Below are 21,714 nucleotides of genomic sequence, written 5' to 3'. Positions count from 1 at the left end.
ATGAGCTTGGCCCGCAAGATGTTTACCGAATTCAAGGACCGAGGTGACGGCATCACCGACGCCGAGCTCGACGACTTCTGGGCGACGCTCGAGCCCGCCACGATCGAAGGCATGCTCGGCGAGTGGAAGGGCGGCGAGTTCGTCACCGGCCACAAGATGAACGGCCAGCTGGAGAAGGCCGGCTGGTTCGGCAAGACCTTCACCTCGGCCAGCGATGTGCAGCCTCTGGTCTGCCTCGACGCCGACGGAAACAAGTTCTCCAACAAAGAGATGGGCAAGGGCGAGGCGAGCCTGTGGCTGGAGGAATTCCGCGGCGAGATCACCGCCACGATGGTCTACGACGGCCAGCCCGTGCACGATCACTTCAAGAAGATCGACGACGATGCCGTAATGGGCATCATGAACGGCAAGGGCGTTCGGGACTTCCAGGATGGGGTAGGCCGGTTTTACTACTTTTACCTTGAGCGGGTGTAGCTTTCGCGCTCACGTGTGACGGCGGTTCGCCTGAGGCGCTAGCCGGCAGGGTTTCGGCCGGTGAATGCGACCAGCTGGTCCAGGGCACTGGCATCCGCAGGCACGTCGACCGGATCGTCGAACCCGGCACCGCCGCGAAACTCCGGCTTGATGACGTTGTGCGCGAGGTCGAGCACATATTCAGTCAGGGAAGCCGGGACCTCGACGTCGTGGCCGACCGCCCTGGCGTAATCCCAGGCGTGGACCAGGAATTCGATCGAGAAGATAGCGCAAGCGCCCTTCGCCGGCATCTCCCCCTTGCCGAACGACACGCTGCCGTCCAGGCCGTGGCGGTGCCAGGCGTCCAGGGCGGCACGCGCAGCACCGACGACCTGGCGCTCCACCGAATCGCTCTCGTCGCGTTCCGGAAATTCCGCGTCCACCATGCCGCCGATCGCCGTGATCGAGTTCAGCAGATGCGCGGTCAACTGGGCCACGTCAAACTCGGTGCACGGCGTCTGGCGGGACAGGTCGTCGCTGGCGATGGGGTGCAACACGTGCAGCAGCACCCCGAGCGTGTCCTCGGCGCTATGCAGCTCGTCGCTCGGCCGGGAATCTGGTCCGGGTCGCAAATCAGGAGCCATAACTCCCACGCTACGGTCTCGATATGGGCGAAACATACGAATCCGTCACGGTTGACATCAATGACCAGGTCGCGCAGGTGACGCTGGTCGGACCGGGCAAAGGCAACGCGATGGGGCCCGCGTTCTGGTCGGAGATGCCCGAGGTGTTCGCCACGCTCGACGCCAACCGCGACGTGCGGGCCATCGTCATCACCGGGTCGGGCAAGAACTTCAGCTACGGCCTGGACGTGCCCGCGATGGGCGGGACGTTCACCCCGTTGCTGGCCGACGGCGCGCTGGCCCGCGCGCGCACCGATTTCCACGCCGAAATACTGCGGATGCAGAAGGCCATCAACGCCGTCGCCGATTGCCGGACCCCCACCATCGCGTCGGTGCACGGCTGGTGCATCGGCGGCGCCGTCGACCTGATCTCCGCGGTCGACATCCGCTACGCCAGCGCGGACGCCAAGTTCTCGGTGCGGGAAGTCAAGCTGGCCATCGTCGCCGACATGGGCAGCCTGGCCCGGCTGCCACTGATCCTCAGCGACGGCCATCTGCGGGAGCTGGCGTTGACGGGCAGGGATATCGACGCGGCTCGCGCCGAGAAGATCGGCCTGGTCAACGACGTGTATGACGACGCCGAGGCGACGCTGGCCGCCGCCCACGCCACTGCCGCCGAGATCGCCGCCAACCCGCCGCTGGCGGTCTACGGCGTCAAGGACGTCCTGGACCAGCAGCGCACCTCGGCCGTCTCGGAGAACCTGCGCTACGTCGCCGCCTGGAACGCCGCGTTCCTGCCGTCCAAGGACCTGACCGAGGGCATCTCGGCGACGTTCGCCAAGCGTCCACCGCAGTTCACCGGGGAGTAGTGCGGCGCCACGTACCCTCGCGGGAGTGGCAGACATGACCCCTGATGGCAGGATCCGCGTCCCGGCCGACCTGGACGCTGTGACGGCGATCGGCGCGGAAGATCACTCCGACATCGACAGCGCGGCCGTCGAACGGATCTGGCAGGCCGCCCGGCACTGGTACCAGGCGGGCATGCAGCCGGCGATCCAGCTGTGCATCAGGCGGCACGGCCGCGTCGTGCTCAACCGGGCGATCGGTCACGGCTGGGGTAACGCACCCACCGACGCACCCGATGCCGAGAAGATTCCGGTCACGACGGACACACCGTTCTGTGTGTACTCCGCGGCCAAGGGCGTGACCGCAACGGTGGTCCACATGCTCGCCGAGCGTGGAGTCTTCGCGCTTGACGACCGCGTCTGCGACTACATCCCCACGTTCACCAGTCACGGCAAGCATCGGATCACCATCCGGCACGTGCTGACCCACAGCGCCGGCCTACCCTTCCCCAGCGGACCCCGGCCCGACGTCAAACGCGCGGACGATCACGAGTACGCCCAGCAGATGCTCAGTGAAATGCGGCCGCTGTACCGGCCGGGTTTGGTGCACATCTACCACGCGCTGACCTGGGGTCCGCTGATGCGCGAAATCGTCTATGCGGCAACGGGTAAGGATATTCGCGAGATCCTGGCGACCGAAATCCTCGAGCCGCTCGACTTTCGCTGGACGAACTTCGGCGTCGACGCCTCAGACCTCCCGCTGGTGGCGCCGAGCCACGCCACCGGGCGGCCGCTACCGCCGCTGATCGCCCGGGTATTCCGCAAGGCGATCGGCGGAACCGTGCACGAGGTCATCCCGTACACGAACGGACGGCTGTACCTGACCACGGTGATCCCGTCGTCGAACACGGTGTCGACGGCAAACGAGATGTCGCGCTTCGCCGAAATCTGGCGTCGGGGTGGAGAACTCGATGGTGTCCGGGTAATACGGCCGGAGACCCTAGCCGGCGCGGTGCGGGAATCCCGAAGGCTGCGACCGGATTTCGCGGTGGGGCTGATGCCGGCCCGATGGGGCACCGGTTTCGTTCTCGGTACGGACAGGTTCGGCCCGTTCGGGCGCAACGCTCCCGACGCGTACGGTCATCTCGGGTTGGTCAACATCGCCATCTGGGCCGACCCGCAACGCGCAGTGTCGGCCGGGCTGATCAGCAGCGGCAAACCCGGCCGCGACCCCGAAGCCCGCCGCCACACCGCGCTGATGGACACCATCGCCGCTGAGATCCCTCCCGTGTAGGGGCTCCAAGGGAGATGGCGGTGGCGGAGGGATTTGAACCCCCGGACGGTTTTAGCCGTCTCTCGCTTTCAAGGCGAGTGCATTAGGCCGCTCTGCCACGCCACCGCTGATAAGGGTAACCGGGACTGCCTTGTCGCCACTGGGCGGTTTCCGGCGGCTAGTAGCGTGGCCGACATGCGCGCCATCGTCGCCGAGTCCGCCGACCACCTGTCCTGGCAAGAAGTACCCGACGTTTCAGCCGGCCCCGGCGAAGTGTTGATCAAGGTCGTCGCGGCCGGCGTCAACCGCGCCGACGTGCTGCAGGCCGCCGGTAACTATCCGCCGCCACCCGGAGCCAGCGAGATCATCGGCATGGAGGTGTCCGGCGTCGTCGCCGAGTTGGGCCCCGGCGTCTCCGAATGGTCTGTGGGACAAGATGTTTGCGCGTTGCTCGCTGGTGGTGGATACGCCGAATACGTCGCGGTTCCCGCCGGGCAGGTGCTGCCGATTCCCCCTGGTGTCAACCTCGTCGACGCTGCCGGGCTGCCCGAGGTGGCCTGCACCGTCTGGTCGAACCTGGTGTTGACCGCGCACCTGCGCGAGGGCCAGCTGTTGCTGATGCACGGCGGGGCCAGCGGGATCGGGACACACGCGATTCAGATCGCCCGCGCGCTGGGCGCCCGGGTAGCGGTCACGGCAGGATCGGCGGCCAAGCTGGACGTGTGCCGCGAGCTGGGCGCCGAGATCACCATCAACTATCGCGACGAGGACTTTGTCGCGCGGGTGCGTGACGAGGCAGGCGGCGCCGACGTGATCTTCGACATCATGGGCGCCTCCTATCTGGACCGCAATATCGACGCCCTGGCCGCCGACGGGCAGCTGGTCATCATCGGCATGCAGGGCGGGATCAAAGCCGAACTCAATATCGGCAAGCTGATGATCAAGCGGGCGCGGGTCATCGGCACCACGTTGCGCGGCCGCCCGGTCAGCGGACCGAACAGCAAGAGCGAGATCGTGCGGGCAGTGATCGAGTCGGTGTGGCCGCTGATCGCCGACGGCCGAGTCCGCCCAATTGTCGGCGCTCGCATGCCGATCCAACAAGCGGGCGACGCCCACAAAAAGCTGGTCGCAGGGGAAGTGCACGGCAAAATCGTGCTGACGGTCTAGCGCCGAGCGTCGAGTGTGCGCTCAGGGCTTCCGGTGTGCGGGGTGGGCGGCTTTTTTGCGAGATTCTCGCCCTGAGCGCACGGCGAACGCCTTGAACGCACACTCGAGCCGAGGATTAGCGAGCGGTCAGCCCAGTGAGGCCAGCGCCCGGACCAACTGGTCGACCTCGGCCATCGTCGAGTAGTGCGCCAGCCCGACGGTGACGGCGCCACCCACATCGTTGACGCCCAGCACGTCGAGCGCCCTGGACGCGCCGTTGGAGATCGCCAGAATTCCGTTGTCCGCCAACCGCTGAACGACCCGCTCGGCGGGAACTCCGTTCAGCGCGAAACTGACCACCGGTATCCGCGCCTCGGGGCGGCCGATCAGCATCATCAACGGCAACGACCGCAGCGACGCCATCAGGTAGTCGAAGATCCGGTTCAGATACGACGTGGCCGATTGCATTGACAGCGACAGACGTTCGCGTCGGCTTCCCCGTGCCGACTCATCAAGGGCCGCAAGGTATTCGACGCTGGCGACCATGCCAGCCAGCAGCCCGAACTGATGCGCACCCACCTCGAGGCGCGCCGGGCCGGTGGCGTTGGGGTCCGTCGAGACCGAGCTGAACGAGTTGATCATGGCCGGATCGCGAAACACGATGGCGCCGACCGGCGGACCGCCCCAGGCAAGGGCGTTCACCGCGACCACGTCGGCGTCGGTTTCCCTGACGTCGAGCAGGCGATACGGCGCGGCCGCGGAATGGTCCACCACGACCAGCCCGCCGACGTCGTGCACCAGCTTGGTCATCGCCCTCAGGTCGGTGACCGTGCCCAGCGTCCCGGATGCGGACGCCACCGCGACCAGCCGGGTCGATTTGCCGACCAGGCCTTCCCATTGCCACGTCGGAAGCTCACCGGTCTCGATGTCGATCTCGGCCCACTTCACCTTGGCGCCGTAGCGGTGCGCCGCGCGCAGCCACGGGGCGATGTTCGCCTCGTCGTCAATGCGGCTGACGATCACCTCGTAGCCCAGCCCGGCCCGCGACGACGACGCTTCGGCCAACGACGACAACAGGACCGCGCGGTCGGCCCCCAGCACGACGCCCGCCGGGTCGGCGTTGACCAGATCGGCAATCGCCGCACGCGCCGCGTCGAGCACCGCGGCGCTGCGCTGTGCCGCGGGGTGCGCACCGACCGTGGTGGCGCCGGACCGGCGGAAGGCCGTCGACGTGGTGGTAGCAACGGAATCGGGGATCAACATCCCGGTCGGGGCGTCGAAGTGCACCCATCCGTCACCCAGCGACGGATGCAGTCCGCGCACCCGGGCGACGTCGTAAGCCATGCCAGCCACCTTAGAGCTTCCGCAATACCGCGAAATTTTGCGACGGTAGCGGGTGCCTGGAAAGGACCGCGCCGTTCCGGCCAGACGGTGGCTTCCCGAGCCAGGTCACCCGGCCAGCCATACTAGTCGAGTGGGGCTCTGGTTCGGAACGCTGATCGCGCTGGTTTTGCTGATCGCCCCGGGGACAATCATTGCTCGTATCGCTCAGCTAACGTGGCCGGTCGCCATCGCAATTGGCCCGGCGCTGACGTACGGCGTGGTGGCCCTGGCGATCATTCCCTACGGCGCGCTCGGAATCCCTTGGAACGGCTGGACTGCGCTGGCCGCGCTGCTCGCGGTGTGCGTGGTGGCGACGGGTTTGCAGCTGTTGCTGGCCCGCTACCGCGACGCCGAGGCCGAGGCGCGAGGGATCGCCGGCTTGCCGGCGCTGGCGGTTGCGGCGGGTGTGCTGTTGGGCACCCTGCTGATCATGTGGGCGGCCTACCGCGGCCTCACGCATTGGCAGTCGGTGCCGAGCACCTGGGACGCGGTCTGGCACGCCAACGAGGTCCGCTACATCCTCGACACCGGCCAGGCGTCGTCGACACACATGGGCGAGCTCCGCAACGTCGAGACACACCAGGCGCTGTACTACCCATCGGTGTTCCACGCCCTGATCGCGGTGTTCTGCCAGCTCACCGGGGCGGCGCCCACTACCGGCTACACGCTGGGCTCGGTCGCAGCGTCGATCTGGCTGTTCCCGACCAGCGCGGCGATGCTCACCTGGTTTCTGCTGCGACCCGTCACGACCCTGTGGCGCACCGCGGGGGCGGCAGCCACCGCGGCCGCACTGTCGGCGTCGTTCACCTCGGTGCCCTATGTCGAATTCGGTGTCGCCGCGATGCCCAACCTGGCGGCCTACGGCGTCGCGATCCCGACGTTCATCCTGATCGTCTCGACGCTGCGGCACCGCGACCGCATCCCGCTGGCGGCGCTGGCCCTGGTCGGTGTCCTGTCGGTGCACCTGACCGGCGGCTTCATCGTCATCCTGTTCCTGTTTTTCTGGTGGCTGCTGTACGCGTGGTGGCATCCGGTGCGCGGCCGGCTCGCCGACGTGCTGACCCTGGCGGCCACGGCGGTGCCGACGGCGCTGATCCTGGCGCCGCAGTTCATCGGGGTGCTCAGGCAGGCCGACATCATCGCCGGGCACGCATTCCCCAGCTTCAAGAGCGCCAAGCAGGGCGTGATCGACGCGCTGCTCCTGCACACCCGCCACCTCAACGACTTCCCGACCCAGTACGGCCTGGTCGCGCTGGTCTACATCGGCATGGCGATCATGCTGTACAAGCGAATCTGGTGGCCGCCGGCGCTCTGGGCGGTGCTGACCATTGCGACGGTCTACTCGGGAGCGCCGTTCCACAACGCGGCCGGTGCCGTCATCGAGAAGTTCAGCCAGTTCTTCTACAACGATCCGCGGCGGCTGACCGCAGTGGTGACGATGCTGGTCACCCCGATGGCCGCCATCGCGCTGTTCGCGGCGGTCCTGCTGGCGGTCGCGGTCGCCAAACGCGTCACCGACCGATTCAAAGAGTTGCCGTCGCGAGTGTGGGTCTCGACGACGGCGGTGCTGCTGGTGTTCTCGACGGTGTTCATCGCGCGGCATTACCTGTACCGGCACCTGGTGCTGTTCGGCGACAAGTACGACTCGGTGATGATCGACCAGCGCGACCTGATGGCGATGGCCTATCTCTCCAAACTGCCGGGCGCACACGACACCCTGATCGGCAACGCCAACACCGACGGCACCGCCTGGATGTACGCGGTCGCCGATCTGCACCCGCTGTGGACGCATTACGACTTCCCGCAGCAGACCGGGCCGGGCCCCGAGCGCTACATCTTCTGGTCCTCTGCCCGCCGCGGCGCTTCCGACCCGAAGGTCCTCGAGGCGATCAAAGCGCTCAATATTCGCTACATCTACACGAGCACGCCGACGGTGCGCGGGTTCGCGGTGCCCGACGGACTAGTCTCGCTGGAGAAATCGAAGTCGTGGGCGCTGATCTACGACAACGGCGGCGCGAAAATCTACGAATGGCGCGGAAACGCTGCAGCGCCACACCCTTAGATGTATTCAAAGGACGGTGACCGGATTGAGTAGTGGCCCAGACGACGATGGCATCGAGGTCATCGGCGACGTCGATCCGCGGATCATGGCGATCGCCGACGCGGCGGACGACGACGACTCGGACGGACGCTCGCTGACCGATCTGGTCGAGCAGCCCGCCAAGGTGATGCGGATCGGCACCATGATCAAGCAACTGCTCGAAGAGGTGCGGGCCGCACCGCTCGACGATGCCAGCCGCAAGCGACTGCGGGAGATCCACGCCACCAGCATCCGGGAGCTCGAGGACGGTCTGGCCCCGGAGTTGCGCGAGGAACTCGACCGCCTCACCCTGCCGTTCAACGAGGACGCCGAACCGTCGGATGCCGAGCTGCGCATCGCACAGGCCCAGCTGGTCGGCTGGCTGGAGGGGCTGTTCCACGGCATCCAGACCGCGCTGTTCGCCCAGCAGATGGCCGCCCGCGCGCAGCTGGAGCAGATGCGCCAGGGAGCCCTGCCCCCGGGCATCGGACGGCCGGGCCACGGGCCCGGCTCGGGCACCGGGCAATACCTGTAAGACGGCTGAAGTAGCTCATCGTGCCGGATCCCGCACCCCACATCGAGACGCGTGACGCATGGGTGGAATTCCCCATCTTCGACGCGAAGTCGCGGTCGTTGAAGAAGGCGTTCCTGGGCAAGGCGGGCGGCACGATCGGGCGCAACAACTCCAACGTGGTGGTCGTCGAGGCGTTGCGCGACATCACCATGTCCCTCGAACTCGGCGACCGGGTCGGGCTGGTCGGCCATAACGGAGCCGGGAAATCGACTCTGCTGCGCCTACTTTCGGGCATCTACGAACCCACCCGCGGCTGGGCGAAGGTCACCGGCCGGGTGGCCCCGGTCTTCGATCTGGGCGTCGGGATGGACCCCGAGATCTCCGGCTACGAGAACATCATCATCCGCGGCCTGTTCCTGGGGCAGACCCGAAAACAGATGCTGGCCAAGGTGGATGAGATCGCCGAATTCACCGAGCTCGGCGACTACCTGTCGATGCCGCTGCGCACGTACTCCACCGGGATGCGGGTCCGGCTGGCGATGGGCGTGGTCACCAGCATCGACCCCGAGATCCTCCTGCTCGACGAGGGCATCGGAGCCGTGGACGCCGACTTCCTCAAGAAAGCGCAGTCGCGACTGCAGGGGCTGGTCGAGCGTTCCGGGATCCTGGTGTTCGCCAGCCATTCCAACGAATTCTTGGCCCGGCTGTGCAAGACCGCGATGTGGATCGACCACGGGGTCATCCGCATGTCGGGCGGCATCGAGGACGTGGTGCGCGCCTATGAGGGCGAGGACGCGGCCCGGCACGTCCACGAGGTGCTGGCCGAGAATCAACTCGCCGCCCAAGCTGATCAGCCACTCGCACAACAAGTTTCCGGGGATGAGTGAGTCCGTCGTCGCCGTGGTCGTCACCCACCGGCGACCCGACGAACTGGCCAAGTCGCTCGAGATGTTGAGCACGCAGACGCGGTCGCCCGATCACCTGATCGTGGTCGACAACGATGGCGCGGCCGACAGCCGCGTGTCCGATGTCGTTGGCGCCCAACCGATTCCCACCACCTACTTGGCCTCACGCCGAAACCTGGGCGGCGCAGGCGGTTTCGCACTCGGCATACTGCACGCGCTGGCACAGGGCGCCGATTGGGTGTGGCTGGCCGACGACGACGGACACCCGCAGGACACCCGGGTGCTGGCGACGCTGCTGGCCTGCGCGGACAAATACGGCCTGGCCGAGGTGTCGCCGATGGTGTGCAACTCCGACGACCCGGATCGACTCGCGTTTCCGCTGCGGCGTGGACTCGTATGGCGTAGGCGCACAAGCGAATTGCGCACCGAAGCGGGACAGGACCTGCTGCGCGGGATCGCATCGCTATTCAACGGCGCGCTGTTTCGCGCGGCCACGCTGGAAGCCGTCGGCGTCCCGGACCTTCGGCTGTTCATCCGGGGCGACGAGGTCGAGGTGCATCGCCGGCTGGTCCGCTCCGGCCTGCCCTTCGGCACCTGCCTGGACGCGATCTACCTACACCCCAGCGGATCCGAGGAGTTCCGCCCGATCCTGGGCGGCCGGATGCACACCCAGTACCCCGACAATCCCACCAAGCGGTACTTCACCTACCGCAACCGCGGCTACCTGCAGTCGCAGCCGGGGCTGCGCAAGCTGGTGGCCCAGGAGTGGCTGCGGTTCGGTTGGTTCTTCCTGATCAGCCGACGGGACCCGCAGGGGTTCGTGGAATGGATTCGGTTGCGCCGCTTGGGACGTCGTGAGCAATTCGGCCAACCCGACGCAGGAGGATCCCGGTGACGTTCATCGACGCGGCGGCGCAGTCCAGGACGTTCACCCGCGCGCGGGGCGACCTCGCCGACGGCTTCCGTCGCCGTGAGCTGTGGTTGCACCTGGGCTGGCAGGACATCAAGCAGCGGTACCGCCGCTCGGTGCTCGGGCCGTTCTGGATCACCATCGCGACCGGGACCACCGCCGTGGCGATGGGCGGGCTGTACTCGAAGCTGTTTCACCTCGACCTGTCCGTGCACCTGCCCTACGTCACGCTCGGATTGATCATCTGGAACCTGATCAACGCCGCGATCCTGGAGGGCGCCGACGTGTTCGTCGCCAACGAGGGTCTGATCAAACAGTTGCCGACGCCGCTGAGCGTGCACGTCTACCGGCTGGTGTGGCGGCAGGTGATCCTGTTCGCCCACAACATCGTCATCTACGTCGTCGTCGCGATCATCTTTCCCAAGCCGTGGTCGTGGGCCGACCTCTCGGTCATTCCGGCCCTGGGCCTGATCGTGCTCAATTGCATCTGGGTGTCGTTGTGCTTCGGCATCCTGGCGACTCGCTACCGGGACATCGGTCCGCTGCTGTTCTCCGTCGTGCAGTTGCTGTTCTTCATGACGCCGATCATCTGGAACGACGACACCCTGCGCCAGCAGGGCGCGGGAAACTGGGCGAGCATCGTCGAGCTCAACCCGCTGCTGCACTACCTCGACATCGTGCGGGCGCCGCTGCTGGGTGCCCACCAGGAGCTGCGGCACTGGGCGGTGGTGCTGGTGCTGACCGCCGTCGGCTGGGTGCTGGCGGCGATCGCGATGCGCCAATATCGCGCCCGGGTCCCCTACTGGGTCTAGTGGGTCGCGTCGGTGACGATGATTTCGTCATCGCTCGCGGCCCATGCCCTGGAGAAGAGCTCGATGGATACCGTCGAGTTCGCGCCGTCGGCGGCGCCGCTGTCATTGAGGTGCACCGTGCCGTCGACGGTGTCGACCCCCGTGATGACCAGCGCGTGGTCGGCGGCGGGCTGGCCGTTCTTGTCCTTGCTGTCCACCGGCTGGCCCCAGATGAGCTCGGCGTTCACCTCGCCGATCACCTTGCGGCCGCTGGCCAAGTAGCGCTTGAGCGCGGCCATGCCGGTGGGGACACCCGTCGTGGTGGCATCGCTGCGATTGGTCAACGTGGCGGCGACACCGTAGTGCGCCAGCAACAGCGGAAGATCGTCGGGCGTGGTGCCCTGGCCGGTGTTCGGGTCGTCTTTGTTGATGGGCAGTGTGTAGATCGATCCCGGGTGCGACTGGCTCGGCAGCTGCTGCGCCGCGGCGATGATCTCCTGCTCCGAGACCGGGCGCCCGGTTATTTCGCCGACCACATCGGCGGCGGCCATCAGCGCGCAGTCGTCATAGGTCTGTGGCCGCCAATACGCGGCGGCAGCGGCCGGGTCGCCGTACCGGCCGGCGGGGGTTGTGCTGTCGGCGTGCGCCAATCCCGTGGCAAAGCCGAGCGTGAGAGCCGCGGCGACGGTTGCGAAACCGACAGCCCGGGCGGCGCTGTGGGCCACGGCGCGAAGGCTGATGGCGATCATGATGGGCTCCTTTGCTCATCCCCGCCCAGCGATCTGGGAGCGTGAGAAAAGGTTCCGACGCCGGCCTTTACGAATCCTTGGAGTCAGGGTTCGCAGCGCACATGTGCGATCCGCAGCGAACACGACGAAAATCGACGCTGGACCGCACAGATGGAGGAGTATGCGATCGTGAGCGACGCCTCGGCAATCGGTTGTGTTGGGACGCTGCTCGTGGCGACCCGCGGTGATCGCGGCGCCGGCGAGGTGTTGGTGACCGTGCGGGGCTCGAAGGAGACCTTGTTGGCATGGTCGGACGAACCATTACCGAGGGGCAGCAAGGTGCTGGTGGTCGAAGCTCGGGGCCCGCGGACGGTGGTCGTCGAGCCGTGGAACCAGCCGGGCGGCACCTCATCTGATCTCAACGACGACTGACATCCCCGAACAGCAAACTTGAAGGAGTCCAACGATGCTCGGTTACAAGGTGCCCGCTCCCGACGAGGCGATGCTGATCTCCGGCGGCAGAGCCAAGAGCAACGCCCCGTTCCGCGTGGTCACCGGCCACGGGGCCTTCATCCTGCCGATCTTCCGCAAGGCGCGGTTCCTGACGCTGGCCATGTGTGAGGCCGAGGTCGCCGAGAAGTGCGTCACCCAGCAGGGCATCACTCTGAACGTCCGGTCGGTGATCGCCTTCAAGGTCGGCAACGACAACGAGAGCATCATCAGCGCCGCGCAGCGGTTCCTGTCCGACCAGGACCAGATGGCCGTGCTCACCGGCCGGATCTTCGCCGGCCACCTGCGCTCGATCATCGGCTCGATGACCGTCGAGCAGATCATCCGCGAACGCCAGAAGCTGGCCACCGAGGTGCTCGACGGCTCCAAGGAGGAAATGGCCAGGATCGGGTTGACCGTCGACGCGTTGCAGATCCAGTCCATCGACGACGACGGCCTCGGCTACATCACCGCGATGTCGGCACCACACAACGCGGCCATCCAGCAGATGGCGCAGATCGCTCAGGCACAGGCGAACCAGAAGTCGGCGGAAGCCGAGCAGGAGTCTCAGCGCCAGCAAGCCGAATTCGCCCGTCAGACCGCCGTCGTCAAGGCGCAGTACAAGGCCGAGGTCGACAAAGCCCAGGCCGAGGCCGCCCAGGCGGGCCCGCTGGCCGAAGCCGAGGCCCAGCGCGAGGTGCTGGCAATGCGCACCGAACTTGCCCAGCGCGCCGCCGAACTGCGCCAGCAGGAGTTGGTCGCCGAGGTGGTCAAGCCCGCCGAGGCCGAAGCCGAACGCGTCCGGATCTTAGCTGTCGCGGACGCCGAGAAGATGAAGATCCTGGCCGAGGCGGCGGCGTCGCACAACCGCGTCGCGCTCGACAAGGCACTCATCGACCAGCTACCTCAAATCGTCGAGAAGGCCGCGATCGGCCTGTCGAACTCCAATCTCACTGTGCTCAACGGCGCCGAAGGCCTCGGCCAGGTCGCCGCCGGGCTGGTTTCGCAGGGCATGGCCATCTTCGATGCGCTGCGCGGCGAGGTCATCGACTACGAGGACCAGGACGGTCCGGGGTTCTCTGGAACCGCGGGCGCCGAGCCACCGTCGCACTAGAAACCGCACGGGCATGACAAAAGGCCCCTCGCGGTTTTGCGGCGTATGAATGAATAATTGGCAAAACCAACTGGGGGCACACGCGACACCCGGTCGCAGGCCCGCTGCGAAAGGTCGGCTGACGTGGCAAAAAAAGTCCAATCGGTGGCGGATGCGGCGAAGGAAAACCTCGCCGCGGAGCTGGACCGGCTACGGCAGCGGCGCGAGCAGCTCGAGCTCGAGGTCAAAAACGACCGCGGCATGGTCGGTGATCACGGCGACGCGGCCGAGGCGATTCAGCGCGCCGACGAGCTGGTAGTCCTCGCCGACCGGATCAACGAACTGGACCGGCGGCTGCGAACCGGGCCGGCGCCGGAGGACGCCTCCGAAGCACTGCCCGGCGGCACCGTGGTGACGCTGAAGTTCGCGGACGGTGAAGTCGTCACCATGCACGTGATCTCGATCGTCGAGGAGACGCCCATCGGGCGCGAGGCCGAGACGCTGACCGCTCGCAGTCCGTTGGCGCAGGCCCTGGCCGGGCACAAGGCGGGCGACACCGTCACCTACTCGACGCCGCAGGGGGAAACCCAGGTCGAGCTGATCTCGGTGAAGCTGCCCAAGTAGCGCGTCCCGGGGACACCCGCGCCCCGTTAGACTCCCCGCAATGCTTCCCCCTGAGCCCGAGACGGCGTCGCCGCTCCCGCACCTGAAGCTCAGCACGCAGGTCACGCGCTTCGTCATCACCGGCGGGCTGGCCGCGGTCGTCGACTTCAGCATCTACGCGTCGCTGTACAAAGGGGTGGGCCTGCAGGTCGATCTGGCCAAGGCCATCAGCTTCATCGTCGGCACCCTCACCGCCTACCTGATCAACCGCCGATGGACATTCCAGGCCGCCCCGAGCACCACACGATTCGTCGCGGTAATGGTTCTCTACGCCGTCACGTTCGCGGTACAGGTCGGTCTGAACCACCTTTGCCTGGTGTTGATGCACTACCGGGGGTGGGCGATACCGGTCGCCTTCGTCATCGCGCAGGGCACCGCGACGGTCATCAACTTCATCGTGCAGCGAGCCGTTATCTTCCGCATCCGCTGAGCGACCTGCGTAAGCGGTACCCTCTTTGACGATGTTGAGCACCGATATTCCGACCACCACCACCCGGCTGATGGGCTTTGGCCGCACCGCGCCGTCGGTGGCCCAGGTGCTGTCGACCCGCGACCCCGAGGTGATCGCCAAGGCGGTGGCCCAGGTGGCCGACGCCGGCGGCCTGGCAAAAGGCCGGGGCGTCATCGCACGCGGGCTGGGCCGCTCCTACGGCGACAACGCGCAAAACGGCGGCGGCCTGGTCATCGACATGACCGTGCTCAATCGCATCCACTCGATCAGCGCCGACACCCGGCTGGTCGACGTCGACGCGGGCGTCAGCCTCGACCAATTGATGAAGGCCGCACTCCCGTTCGGGCTGTGGGTTCCGGTGCTGCCGGGAACACGCCAGGTCACCGTCGGCGGGGCGATCGCCTGCGACATCCACGGCAAGAACCACCACAGCGCGGGCAGCTTCGGTAACCACGTGCGGTCCATGGAGCTGCTGATGGCCGACGGCCAGATTCGGCAGCTCACCCCGGACGGCCCCGAGTCGGAGTTGTTCTGGGCCACCGTGGGGGGCAACGGCCTCACCGGCATCGTCCTGCGGGCCACCATCGCCATGACGGCGACCGAGACGGCGTACTTCATCGCCGACGGCGTTGCCACCAAGGACCTCGACGAAACGGTCGCCGTCCACCTCGACGGCAGCGAAAGCCGCTACACCTACTCCAGCGCCTGGTTCGACTTGATCAACCCGCCACCGAAGCTCGGCCGGGCCGCGGTCAGCCGGGGCAGCCTGGCCAGGCTGGATCAGCTGCCGGCCAAGCTCGCCAAGAATCCGCTGAAATTCGACGCGCCCCACCTGTTGACGGTGCCGAACGTGTTTCCGGTTAGCGCGATGAACAAGCTCTCGTTCATGGCGATCGGCGAGGTGTACTACCGGCTGGGCGGAACCTACAGCGGCAAGATCCAGAATCTGTCGCAGTTCTACCACATGCTCGACCTGGTCAGCGGCTGGAACAATGCTTACGGGCCAACGGGTTTCGCCCAACACCAGTTCCTGGTCCCGCCGGACGCGATGGACGAATTCAAGGCCATCATCCGCTGGATCCAAACCCGCGGCCACTACTCGGCGTTGAACGTGTTCAAACTCTTCGGGCCGGGTAACCGCGCGCCGCTGAGTTTCCCGATGGCCGGCTGGAACGTCGCGATGGACTTCCCCAACAAGCCCGGGATCAACGAGTTCCTCATCGAACTCGACCGCCGCGTTCTCGAATTCGGCGGACGGGTGTACACGGCCAAGGACTCCCGGGTGAGTGCCGAAACCTTTCACGCCATGTATCCGCGCATCGACGAGTGGATCGCCGTGCGCCGCAAGGCGGATCCCCTACGGGTGTTCGCCTCCGACATGGCCCGACGTTTGGAGCTGCTCTAAATGGTGCTCGACGCGGTGGGAAATCCGCAGACCATCCTGTTGCTCGGCGGCACGTCCGAGATCGGGCTGGCGATCTGCGAACGCTACCTGCAGAACGCGCACGCGCGAATCCTGTTGGCCGCCATGCCCGGCGACCCGGGACGCGACGACGCGGTCGCGCAGATGAAAGCGGCCGGTGCGCGTTCGGTCGAGCTGATCGACTTCGAGGCGACGGACTCCGAGAGCCACCCGAAGACGATCGAGCAGGCCTTCTCCGGCGGCGACGTCGACGTGGCCATCGTCGCATTCGGCATTCTCGGCGATGCTGAGGAGCTGTGGCAGAACCAGCGCAAAGCCGTGCTGGCCGCTGAAATCAATTACACCGCAGCAGTTTCCGTCGGTGTCCTGCTGGGCGAGAAGATGCGCGCCCAGGGCTTCGGCCAGATCATCGCGATGAGCACCGTCGCCGGTGAGCGAGTGCGACGGTCCAACTTCGTCTACGGCTCCACCAAGGCCGGCTTGGACGGCTTCTACCTCGGACTCGGTGAAGCGTTGCGCGAGTTCGGAGTTCGGGTTCTGGTGATCCGGCCGGGTCAGGTCCGCACCAGGATGAGCGCACACGTCAAGGAAGCACCGCTCACCGTCGACAAGGAGTACGTCGCCAACCTCGCAGTGACCGCGTCCGCAAAGGGTAAGGAATTGGTTTGGGCGCCAGGAGCATTCAGGTACGTGATGGTGGTGTTGCGGCACATCCCGCGGAGCATCTTCCGCAGGCTGCCCATCTGACCATGCGTAACGCGCTGGCCACCGTCGGCCAGATGGCTCTGGCCCTGCTGGTGGCCGTCGTCGTCTCGGTGGTGTCGCTGGTCGCGATCTCGCGTGTCCAGTGGCCGGCTTTCCCGTCGTCGAACCAGCTGCATGCGTTGACCACCGTCGGGCAGGTCGCCTGCCTGGTCGGGCTGGTGGCCGTCGGCTGGGCATGGCGACGCGGCGGTCGCTACCACCGGCTGCTGGCCCAGCTGGGCGGGCTGGTGTTCGTGTCCGCGTTCAGCGTCGTGACGCTGGGCATGCCGTTGGGAGCGACCAAGCTTTATCTGTTCGGTATCTCGGTGGACCAGCAGTTCCGCACCGAGTACCTGACCCGGTTCGCCGACAGCCCCGCCCTGCACGACATGACCTACCTCGGGCTGCCCGCGTTCTACCCGCCGGGCTGGTTCTGGATCGGCGGGCGCGCAGCGGCGCTGAGCGGGACGCCCGCCTGGGAGATCTGCAAGCCGTGGGCCATCACGTCGATCACCATCGCAATCGCCGTCGCGCTGGTGCTGTGGTGGCGGATGGTCCGTTTCGAGTACGCGCTGGTCGTCACGACCGCGACCGCGGCGGTGACGCTGGCCTACGGCTCACCCGAGCCCTACTCCGCGATGATCACGGTGCTGCTGCCGCCGGTGCTGGTGCTGACGTGGTCGGGCCTGCGAGCCGGCGAGCGTTCCGGAGGCTGGGCCGCGGTGGCCGCGGCCGGACTCTTCCTCGGGTTCACGGCCACCTGGTACACGCTGCTGTTCGTTTTCACCGCGTTCACTTTTGCCCTGATGGCGCTGCTGCTGGTGGTGTCGCGGTGGCGACGCGGCAGCTTGAAGGCGGCGCTCGACCCGCTGCGCCGGGTGGCCGTCATCGCCGTCGTCGCCGCGGCGATCTGGGCGCCCACCTTGCTGCCGTTCGCGCTGCGCGCGCTGCACAGCCCGGTCAGCAACAGCGGCAGCGCCGCGCACTATCTGCCGGCCGACGGCGCCGAGCTGACCTTCCCGATGCTGCAGTTTTCGCTGCTGGGCACGATCTGCCTGCTGGGCACCCTGTGGCTGGTCGTGCGCGCCCGTTCCTCGGCCCGGGCCGGCGCCCTGGCCGTCGGCGTGCTGGCCGTCTACCTGTGGTCGCTGCTGTCGATGCTGACGACGCTGGCGCGCACCACACTGCTGTCCTTCCGGCTGCAACCGACGCTAAGCGTGCTGCTGGTCGCCGCCGGGGTGTTCGGGTTCGTCGAGGGCGTCAAGGCCCTCGCCTCGCGCAGCCTGGCCTTCGAAAAAGCGACCGCGCCGATCGCCGGGGCGATCGGGCTGGCCGCGGCGATCGCCTTCAGCCAAGACATCCCCGACGTGCTGCGGCCGGACCTCACCATCGCCTACACCGATACCGACGGCCACGGCCAGCGTGGCGACCGCCGCCCGCCGGGGTCGGAGAAGTTCTACTCCGTCATCGACGACGCCATCCTGCGTGTCACCGGCAAGCCGCGCGACCAGACGATAGTGCTGACCGCCGACTACAGCTTCCTGTCCTACTACCCGTACTGGGGCTTTCAGGGGCTGACCTCCCACTACGCCAACCCGCTCGCACAGTTCGACCTGCGGGCCACCCAGATCAAGAAGTGGTCCACGCTCAAGACGGCCGACGAGTTGCTGCACGCCCTGGACAGCTCGCCCTGGCCGCCGCCGACGGTGTTCCTGATGCGCCACGGCGCGAACGGCAACTACACGCTGCGGCTGGCCGAAGACGTCTACCCGAATCAGCCCAACGTCCGCCGCTACACCGTCGACATGCGCGCCGCCCTGTTCGAGGATCCGCATTTCGTGGTCCGCAGCATCGGCCCGTTTGTGCTGGCAATCCGCACCCCGGACGCCCAGCCGGCCACGGGCGCCCGATGAGCACCGACACCTCTTCCGGCTTGGCCGAAGAACTACCATCTACCTCCGTGAGCGACACGGGACCAAACCACCGGATCGCTCGGCTCGTCGCCGTGGTCGCCGGTCTGCTCGGGGCTCTGCTGGCGATCGCCACCCCGGTGCTGCCGGTCGACCAGACCACCGCCCAGCTGAACTGGCCGCAGAACGGCACTTTCGAGAGCGTCGACGCACCGCTGATCGGGTATGTGGCCACCGACTTGACCATCACCGTGCCGTGTCAGGCGGCCGCCGGGCTGGCCGGGCCGCAGAACTCCGGCAAGACGGTGCTGCTGTCGACGGTGCCCAAGCAAGCCTCCAAGGCTGTCGACCGCGGCCTGCTCATCCAGCGGGCCAACGACGACCTGGTGCTGGTGGTGCGCAACGTCCCCGTGGTCGGCGCCCCGTTGAGCCAGGTGCTCAGCCCGGCCTGCCAGCGCCTGACCTTCACCGCGCACGCCGACAAGGTCGCCGCCGAATTCGTCGGGCTGACACAGGGGCCCAACACCGAGCATCCCGGCTCGCCGCTGCGCGGCGAGAAGAGCGGCTACGACTTCCGGCCCCAGATCGTCGGCGTCTTCACCGATCTGGCCGGGCCGGCGCCCCCCGGACTCAACTTCTCCGCGACCATCGACACCCGCTACAGCAGCCATCCCACCGGACTGAAGTTGATCGCGATGATCCTCGGGGTGGTGCTGACCGCCGTGTCGCTGATCGCGCTGCACGTCCTCGACACCGCCGACGGCACCCGGCACCGCCGCTTCCTGCCGCCACGCTGGTGGTCAATCGGCAGCCTGGACGCCCTGGTGATCGCCGTGCTGGTCTGGTGGCAGTTCGTCGGCGCCAACACCTCCGACGACGGCTACATCCTGACCATGGCCCGGGTATCGGAGCATGCCGGCTACATGGCCAACTACTACCGCTGGTTCGGTACGCCCGAGGCGCCGTTCGGCTGGTACTACGACCTGCTCGCGTTGTGGGCCCACGTCAGCACCACCAGCATCTGGATGCGGCTGCCCACCCTGGTGATGGCGCTGACCTGCTGGTGGGTGATCAGCCGTGAGGTCCTGCCGCGGCTGGGCGACGCCGTCAAGAAGAGCCGGTCCGCGGCGTGGACCGCGGCGGGCATGTTCCTGGCGTTCTGGCTGCCGCTCGACAACGGCCTGCGGCCCGAGCCGATCATCGCGCTGGGTATCCTGCTGACCTGGTGTTCGGTTGAACGCGCCGTGGCCACCAGCCGGCTGTTGCCGGTGGCCATCGCCTGCATCATCGGCGCGCTGACCCTGTTCTCCGGCCCGACGGGTATCGCCTCGATCGGCGCGCTACTGGTCGCGATCGGACCGCTGCGCACCATCCTGCACCGCAGATCGCGACAGTTCGGTGCGCTGCCGCTGCTGGCGCCCATCCTGGCGGCGGCCACCGTCACCGCGATCCTGATCTTCCGCGACCAGACCCTGGCCGGCGAGATTCAGGCCAGTGCGCTCAAGCGCACCGTCGGACCCAGCCTGAGCTGGTTCGACGAGCACATCCGCTACGAGCGGTTGTTCATGGCCAGTCCCGACGGATCGGTCGCCCGGCGCTTCGCCGTCCTGGCGCTGATCCTCGCCCTCGGGATATCGGTGGCAATGTCGTTGCGCAAGGGGCGAATTCCGGGCACTGCGGCCGGCCCGAGCCGTCGCATCGTCGGCATCACGATCATTTCGTTCGTCGCGATCATGTTCACGCCCACCAAATGGACGCACCACTTCGGGGTGTTCGCCGGGCTGGCCGGCTCGCTGGGGGCGCTGGCGGCGGTCGCGGTGATGTCGGTGGCGATGCGATCCCGGCGAAACCGCACCGTATTCGCCGCGGTGGTGCTGTTCTTGGTGGCGTACTCCTTCGCCAGCGTCAACGGCTGGTGGTATGTCTCCAATTTCGGTGTGCCATGGTCGAATTCGTTCCCGGCGTGGCATTACGCCTTTGCCACCGCCCTGCTCGGGCTGACACTGCTAGTGCTGCTGCTCGCGGCGTGGTTCCACTTCGTCTCCCCGGACAACGGGGGGCCGAAGACCCGGTTCGGGGCGCGGGCGGCCGGAATCGTCCAGTCGCCCTTGGCAATTGCGGCCTGGGCGTTGGTGACGTTCGAGGTGCTCTCGCTGACGCTGGCGATGACCGGCCAATACCCGGCCTGGTCGGTGGGCCGGTCCAACCTGCAGGCATTGGTCGGCAAGTCGTGCGGCCTGGCCGACGATGTGCTGGTTGAGCAGGATCCCAACGCCGGCATGCTGACTCCGGTGACGGCCCCGGTGGCCGACGCGCTGGGGGCCGGATTGTCAGAAGCGTTCACGCCCAACGGCGTTCCCTCCGACGTCTCCGCCGACCGGGTGATGGATCGGCCGGGCGACCGGACTTTCGTCAGCGACAACGGGACGATCACCGGTGGACAGGCCGGTAACGAGGGCGGCACCAGCGCCGCACCGGGAATCAACGGTTCCCGCGCCGAGCTGCCGTACAACCTGGACCCGGCCCACACCCCGGTGCTGGGCAGCTGGCGGTCGGGCATCCAGGTGACCGCCAGGCTGCGGTCGGCCTGGTATCGGCTACCCCCGCGGGACCAGGCGGCACCGCTGCTCGTGGTCAGCGCGGCCGGCCGCTTCGATCCCCGCGAAGTGCAGCTGCAGTGGGCCACCGACAGCGGAGCGGCCAGCGGGCACCCGGACGGGTCGTTCCAATTCTTCGATGTCGGGGCGTCGCCGGCCTGGCGCAATCTGCGGCTGTCGATGTCGGCGATCCCGCAGGCCGCCACCCAGGTCCGCCTGGTCGCCGACGACGAGGATCTGGCGCCGCAGCACTGGATTGCCTTGACACCGCCGCGAATTCCGCAGCTGCGCACGCTGCAGGACGTGGTGGGCTCCAGCGACCCGGTGTTCCTGGACTGGCTGGTGGGCCTGGCCTTCCCGTGCCAGCGGCCGTTCGGCCATCAGAACGGCGTCGACGAGACACCCAAATGGCGCATCCTGCCCGACCGTTTCGGCGCCGAGGCGAACTCACCGGTGATGGACAACAACGGCGGCGGGCCGCTGGGTGTCACCGAATTGCTGCTGAAGGCAACGACGGTCCCGAGCTACCTGAAGGACGACTGGTCGCGGGACTGGGGCAGCCTGCAACAACTGACGCCCTACTACCCCGGCGCTCAACCCGCCGTGCTGCAGCTGGGGACCGCGACCCGCAGCGGCCTATGGAGCCCGGCGCCGCTGAGGCATTAAGCCATTGGGGCACAACGGTATCCAATG

20 protein-coding genes and 1 tRNA gene are annotated in these 21,714 nt (G+C 67.2%); 17 read left to right on the top strand and 4 right to left on the bottom strand.

The features are described from left to right. A complete protein-coding gene (locus tag MNAB215_RS09820) occupies window positions 1-474 on the top strand; it encodes a DUF4334 domain-containing protein (RefSeq protein WP_077078698.1) in 474 nt (157 codons plus the stop codon). Between the two features lie 38 nt (window positions 475-512). On the opposite strand, the gene MNAB215_RS09815 is transcribed toward MNAB215_RS09820, so the two are convergent. Further along, complete coding sequence (locus MNAB215_RS09815) at window positions 513-1,097, bottom strand: TIGR03086 family metal-binding protein (RefSeq protein ID WP_077078697.1); 585 nt, start codon at window positions 1,095-1,097, stop codon at window positions 513-515. Between the two features lie 23 nt (window positions 1,098-1,120). Here MNAB215_RS09815 and MNAB215_RS09810 point away from each other — a divergent pair, with 23 nt between their 5' ends. Together MNAB215_RS09810 and lipE are read left to right on the top strand one after the other, a co-directional pair. After that, window positions 1,121-1,945: a crotonase/enoyl-CoA hydratase family protein gene (locus MNAB215_RS09810; RefSeq protein WP_077078696.1), complete on the top strand. Its 825-nt coding sequence runs from the start codon at window positions 1,121-1,123 to the stop codon at window positions 1,943-1,945. Between the two features lie 34 nt (window positions 1,946-1,979). After that, window positions 1,980-3,215, top strand: a complete 1,236-nt coding sequence (gene lipE / locus MNAB215_RS09805; RefSeq protein ID WP_077081895.1) for a lipase LipE — start codon at window positions 1,980-1,982, stop codon at window positions 3,213-3,215. Between the two features lie 15 nt (window positions 3,216-3,230). Here lipE and MNAB215_RS09800 read toward each other — a convergent pair. After that, window positions 3,231-3,320, bottom strand: a tRNA-Ser gene (locus MNAB215_RS09800). 69 nt (window positions 3,321-3,389) lie between these two features. On the opposite strand from MNAB215_RS09800, the gene MNAB215_RS09795 reads away from it, so the two are divergent. Beyond that, window positions 3,390-4,361, top strand: a complete 972-nt coding sequence (locus MNAB215_RS09795; RefSeq protein ID WP_108637740.1) for an NAD(P)H-quinone oxidoreductase — start codon at window positions 3,390-3,392, stop codon at window positions 4,359-4,361. 126 nt (window positions 4,362-4,487) lie between these two features. Here the strand turns inward: MNAB215_RS09795 and MNAB215_RS09790 are convergent, their stop codons facing one another. After that, window positions 4,488-5,684, bottom strand: a complete 1,197-nt coding sequence (locus MNAB215_RS09790) for a cysteine desulfurase-like protein (protein WP_077078694.1) — start codon at window positions 5,682-5,684, stop codon at window positions 4,488-4,490. A gap of 130 nt (window positions 5,685-5,814) precedes the next feature. On the opposite strand from MNAB215_RS09790, the gene MNAB215_RS09785 reads away from it, so the two are divergent. The 5 genes from MNAB215_RS09785 (at window position 5,815) to wzm (ending at window position 10,944) form a co-directional block, all read left to right on the top strand. Continuing rightward, complete coding sequence (locus MNAB215_RS09785; protein ID WP_077078693.1) at window positions 5,815-7,785, top strand: DUF6541 family protein; 1,971 nt, start codon at window positions 5,815-5,817, stop codon at window positions 7,783-7,785. An 85-nt stretch (window positions 7,786-7,870) separates the two neighbouring features. Further along, window positions 7,871-8,338, top strand: coding sequence for a bacterial proteasome activator family protein (locus MNAB215_RS09780; RefSeq protein WP_245830427.1), 468 nt, complete (start codon window positions 7,871-7,873; stop codon window positions 8,336-8,338). Window positions 8,339-8,358: 20 nt separating this feature from the next. Then, window positions 8,359-9,204 carry a galactan export ABC transporter ATP-binding subunit Wzt/RfbE gene (wzt, locus tag MNAB215_RS09775; protein WP_077078692.1) on the top strand — a complete coding sequence of 282 codons (846 nt, stop codon included), beginning with the start codon at window positions 8,359-8,361 and terminating at the stop codon, window positions 9,202-9,204. Beyond that, entirely contained in the window at window positions 9,197-10,117 is a 921-nt protein-coding gene (glfT1, locus tag MNAB215_RS09770; protein WP_077078691.1) for a galactofuranosyltransferase GlfT1, read from the top strand. Before wzt ends, glfT1 begins: the two co-directional genes overlap by 8 nt. Beyond that, entirely contained in the window at window positions 10,114-10,944 is an 831-nt protein-coding gene (wzm, locus tag MNAB215_RS09765; RefSeq protein ID WP_077078690.1) for a galactan export ABC transporter permease subunit Wzm/RfbD, read from the top strand. The genes glfT1 and wzm overlap by 4 nt, the downstream gene beginning before the upstream one ends. Here wzm and MNAB215_RS09760 read toward each other — a convergent pair. Continuing rightward, window positions 10,941-11,672 (bottom strand): hypothetical protein, encoded by a 732-nt coding sequence (locus tag MNAB215_RS09760; RefSeq protein ID WP_077078689.1) that lies wholly within the window; start codon window positions 11,670-11,672, stop codon window positions 10,941-10,943. The genes wzm and MNAB215_RS09760 overlap by 4 nt on opposite strands. Window positions 11,673-11,840: 168 nt before the next feature. On the opposite strand from MNAB215_RS09760, the gene MNAB215_RS09755 reads away from it, so the two are divergent. The 8 genes from MNAB215_RS09755 (at window position 11,841) to MNAB215_RS09720 (ending at window position 21,687) form a co-directional block, all read left to right on the top strand. After that, entirely contained in the window at window positions 11,841-12,083 is a 243-nt protein-coding gene (locus MNAB215_RS09755) for a hypothetical protein (protein WP_083746297.1), read from the top strand. Window positions 12,084-12,117: 34 nt separating this feature from the next. Further along, window positions 12,118-13,254 carry an SPFH domain-containing protein gene (locus MNAB215_RS09750; RefSeq protein ID WP_077078687.1) on the top strand — a complete coding sequence of 379 codons (1,137 nt, stop codon included), beginning with the start codon at window positions 12,118-12,120 and terminating at the stop codon, window positions 13,252-13,254. A gap of 123 nt (window positions 13,255-13,377) precedes the next feature. Further along, window positions 13,378-13,857, top strand: a complete 480-nt coding sequence (locus MNAB215_RS09745; RefSeq protein WP_077078686.1) for a GreA/GreB family elongation factor — start codon at window positions 13,378-13,380, stop codon at window positions 13,855-13,857. A 40-nt stretch (window positions 13,858-13,897) separates the two neighbouring features. Next, window positions 13,898-14,326 carry a GtrA family protein gene (locus MNAB215_RS09740; protein ID WP_077078685.1) on the top strand — a complete coding sequence of 143 codons (429 nt, stop codon included), beginning with the start codon at window positions 13,898-13,900 and terminating at the stop codon, window positions 14,324-14,326. Window positions 14,327-14,357: 31 nt separating this feature from the next. After that, entirely contained in the window at window positions 14,358-15,752 is a 1,395-nt protein-coding gene (dprE1, locus tag MNAB215_RS09735; RefSeq protein WP_077078684.1) for a decaprenylphosphoryl-beta-D-ribose oxidase, read from the top strand. Beyond that, the gene (gene dprE2, locus MNAB215_RS09730) at window positions 15,753-16,517 is read left to right on the top strand and encodes a decaprenylphospho-beta-D-erythro-pentofuranosid-2-ulose 2-reductase (RefSeq protein WP_077078683.1); all 765 of its coding nucleotides are present in this window, start codon (window positions 15,753-15,755) and stop codon (window positions 16,515-16,517) included. 2 nt (window positions 16,518-16,519) lie between these two features. Continuing rightward, window positions 16,520-18,427: a galactan 5-O-arabinofuranosyltransferase gene (locus MNAB215_RS09725; RefSeq protein ID WP_077078682.1), complete on the top strand. Its 1,908-nt coding sequence runs from the start codon at window positions 16,520-16,522 to the stop codon at window positions 18,425-18,427. Next, a complete protein-coding gene (locus MNAB215_RS09720) occupies window positions 18,424-21,687 on the top strand; it encodes an arabinosyltransferase domain-containing protein (RefSeq protein ID WP_077078681.1) in 3,264 nt (1,087 codons plus the stop codon). Before MNAB215_RS09725 ends, MNAB215_RS09720 begins: the two co-directional genes overlap by 4 nt. The last annotated feature ends 27 nt before the right edge of the window (window positions 21,688-21,714 follow it).

Origin of the sequence: Mycobacterium numidiamassiliense (assembly GCF_900157365.1) — a bacterium.
In the GTDB taxonomy this organism is placed as follows: domain Bacteria; phylum Actinomycetota; class Actinomycetes; order Mycobacteriales; family Mycobacteriaceae; genus Mycobacterium; species Mycobacterium numidiamassiliense.
This window is presented reverse-complemented; position numbering and strand designations above follow the sequence as displayed.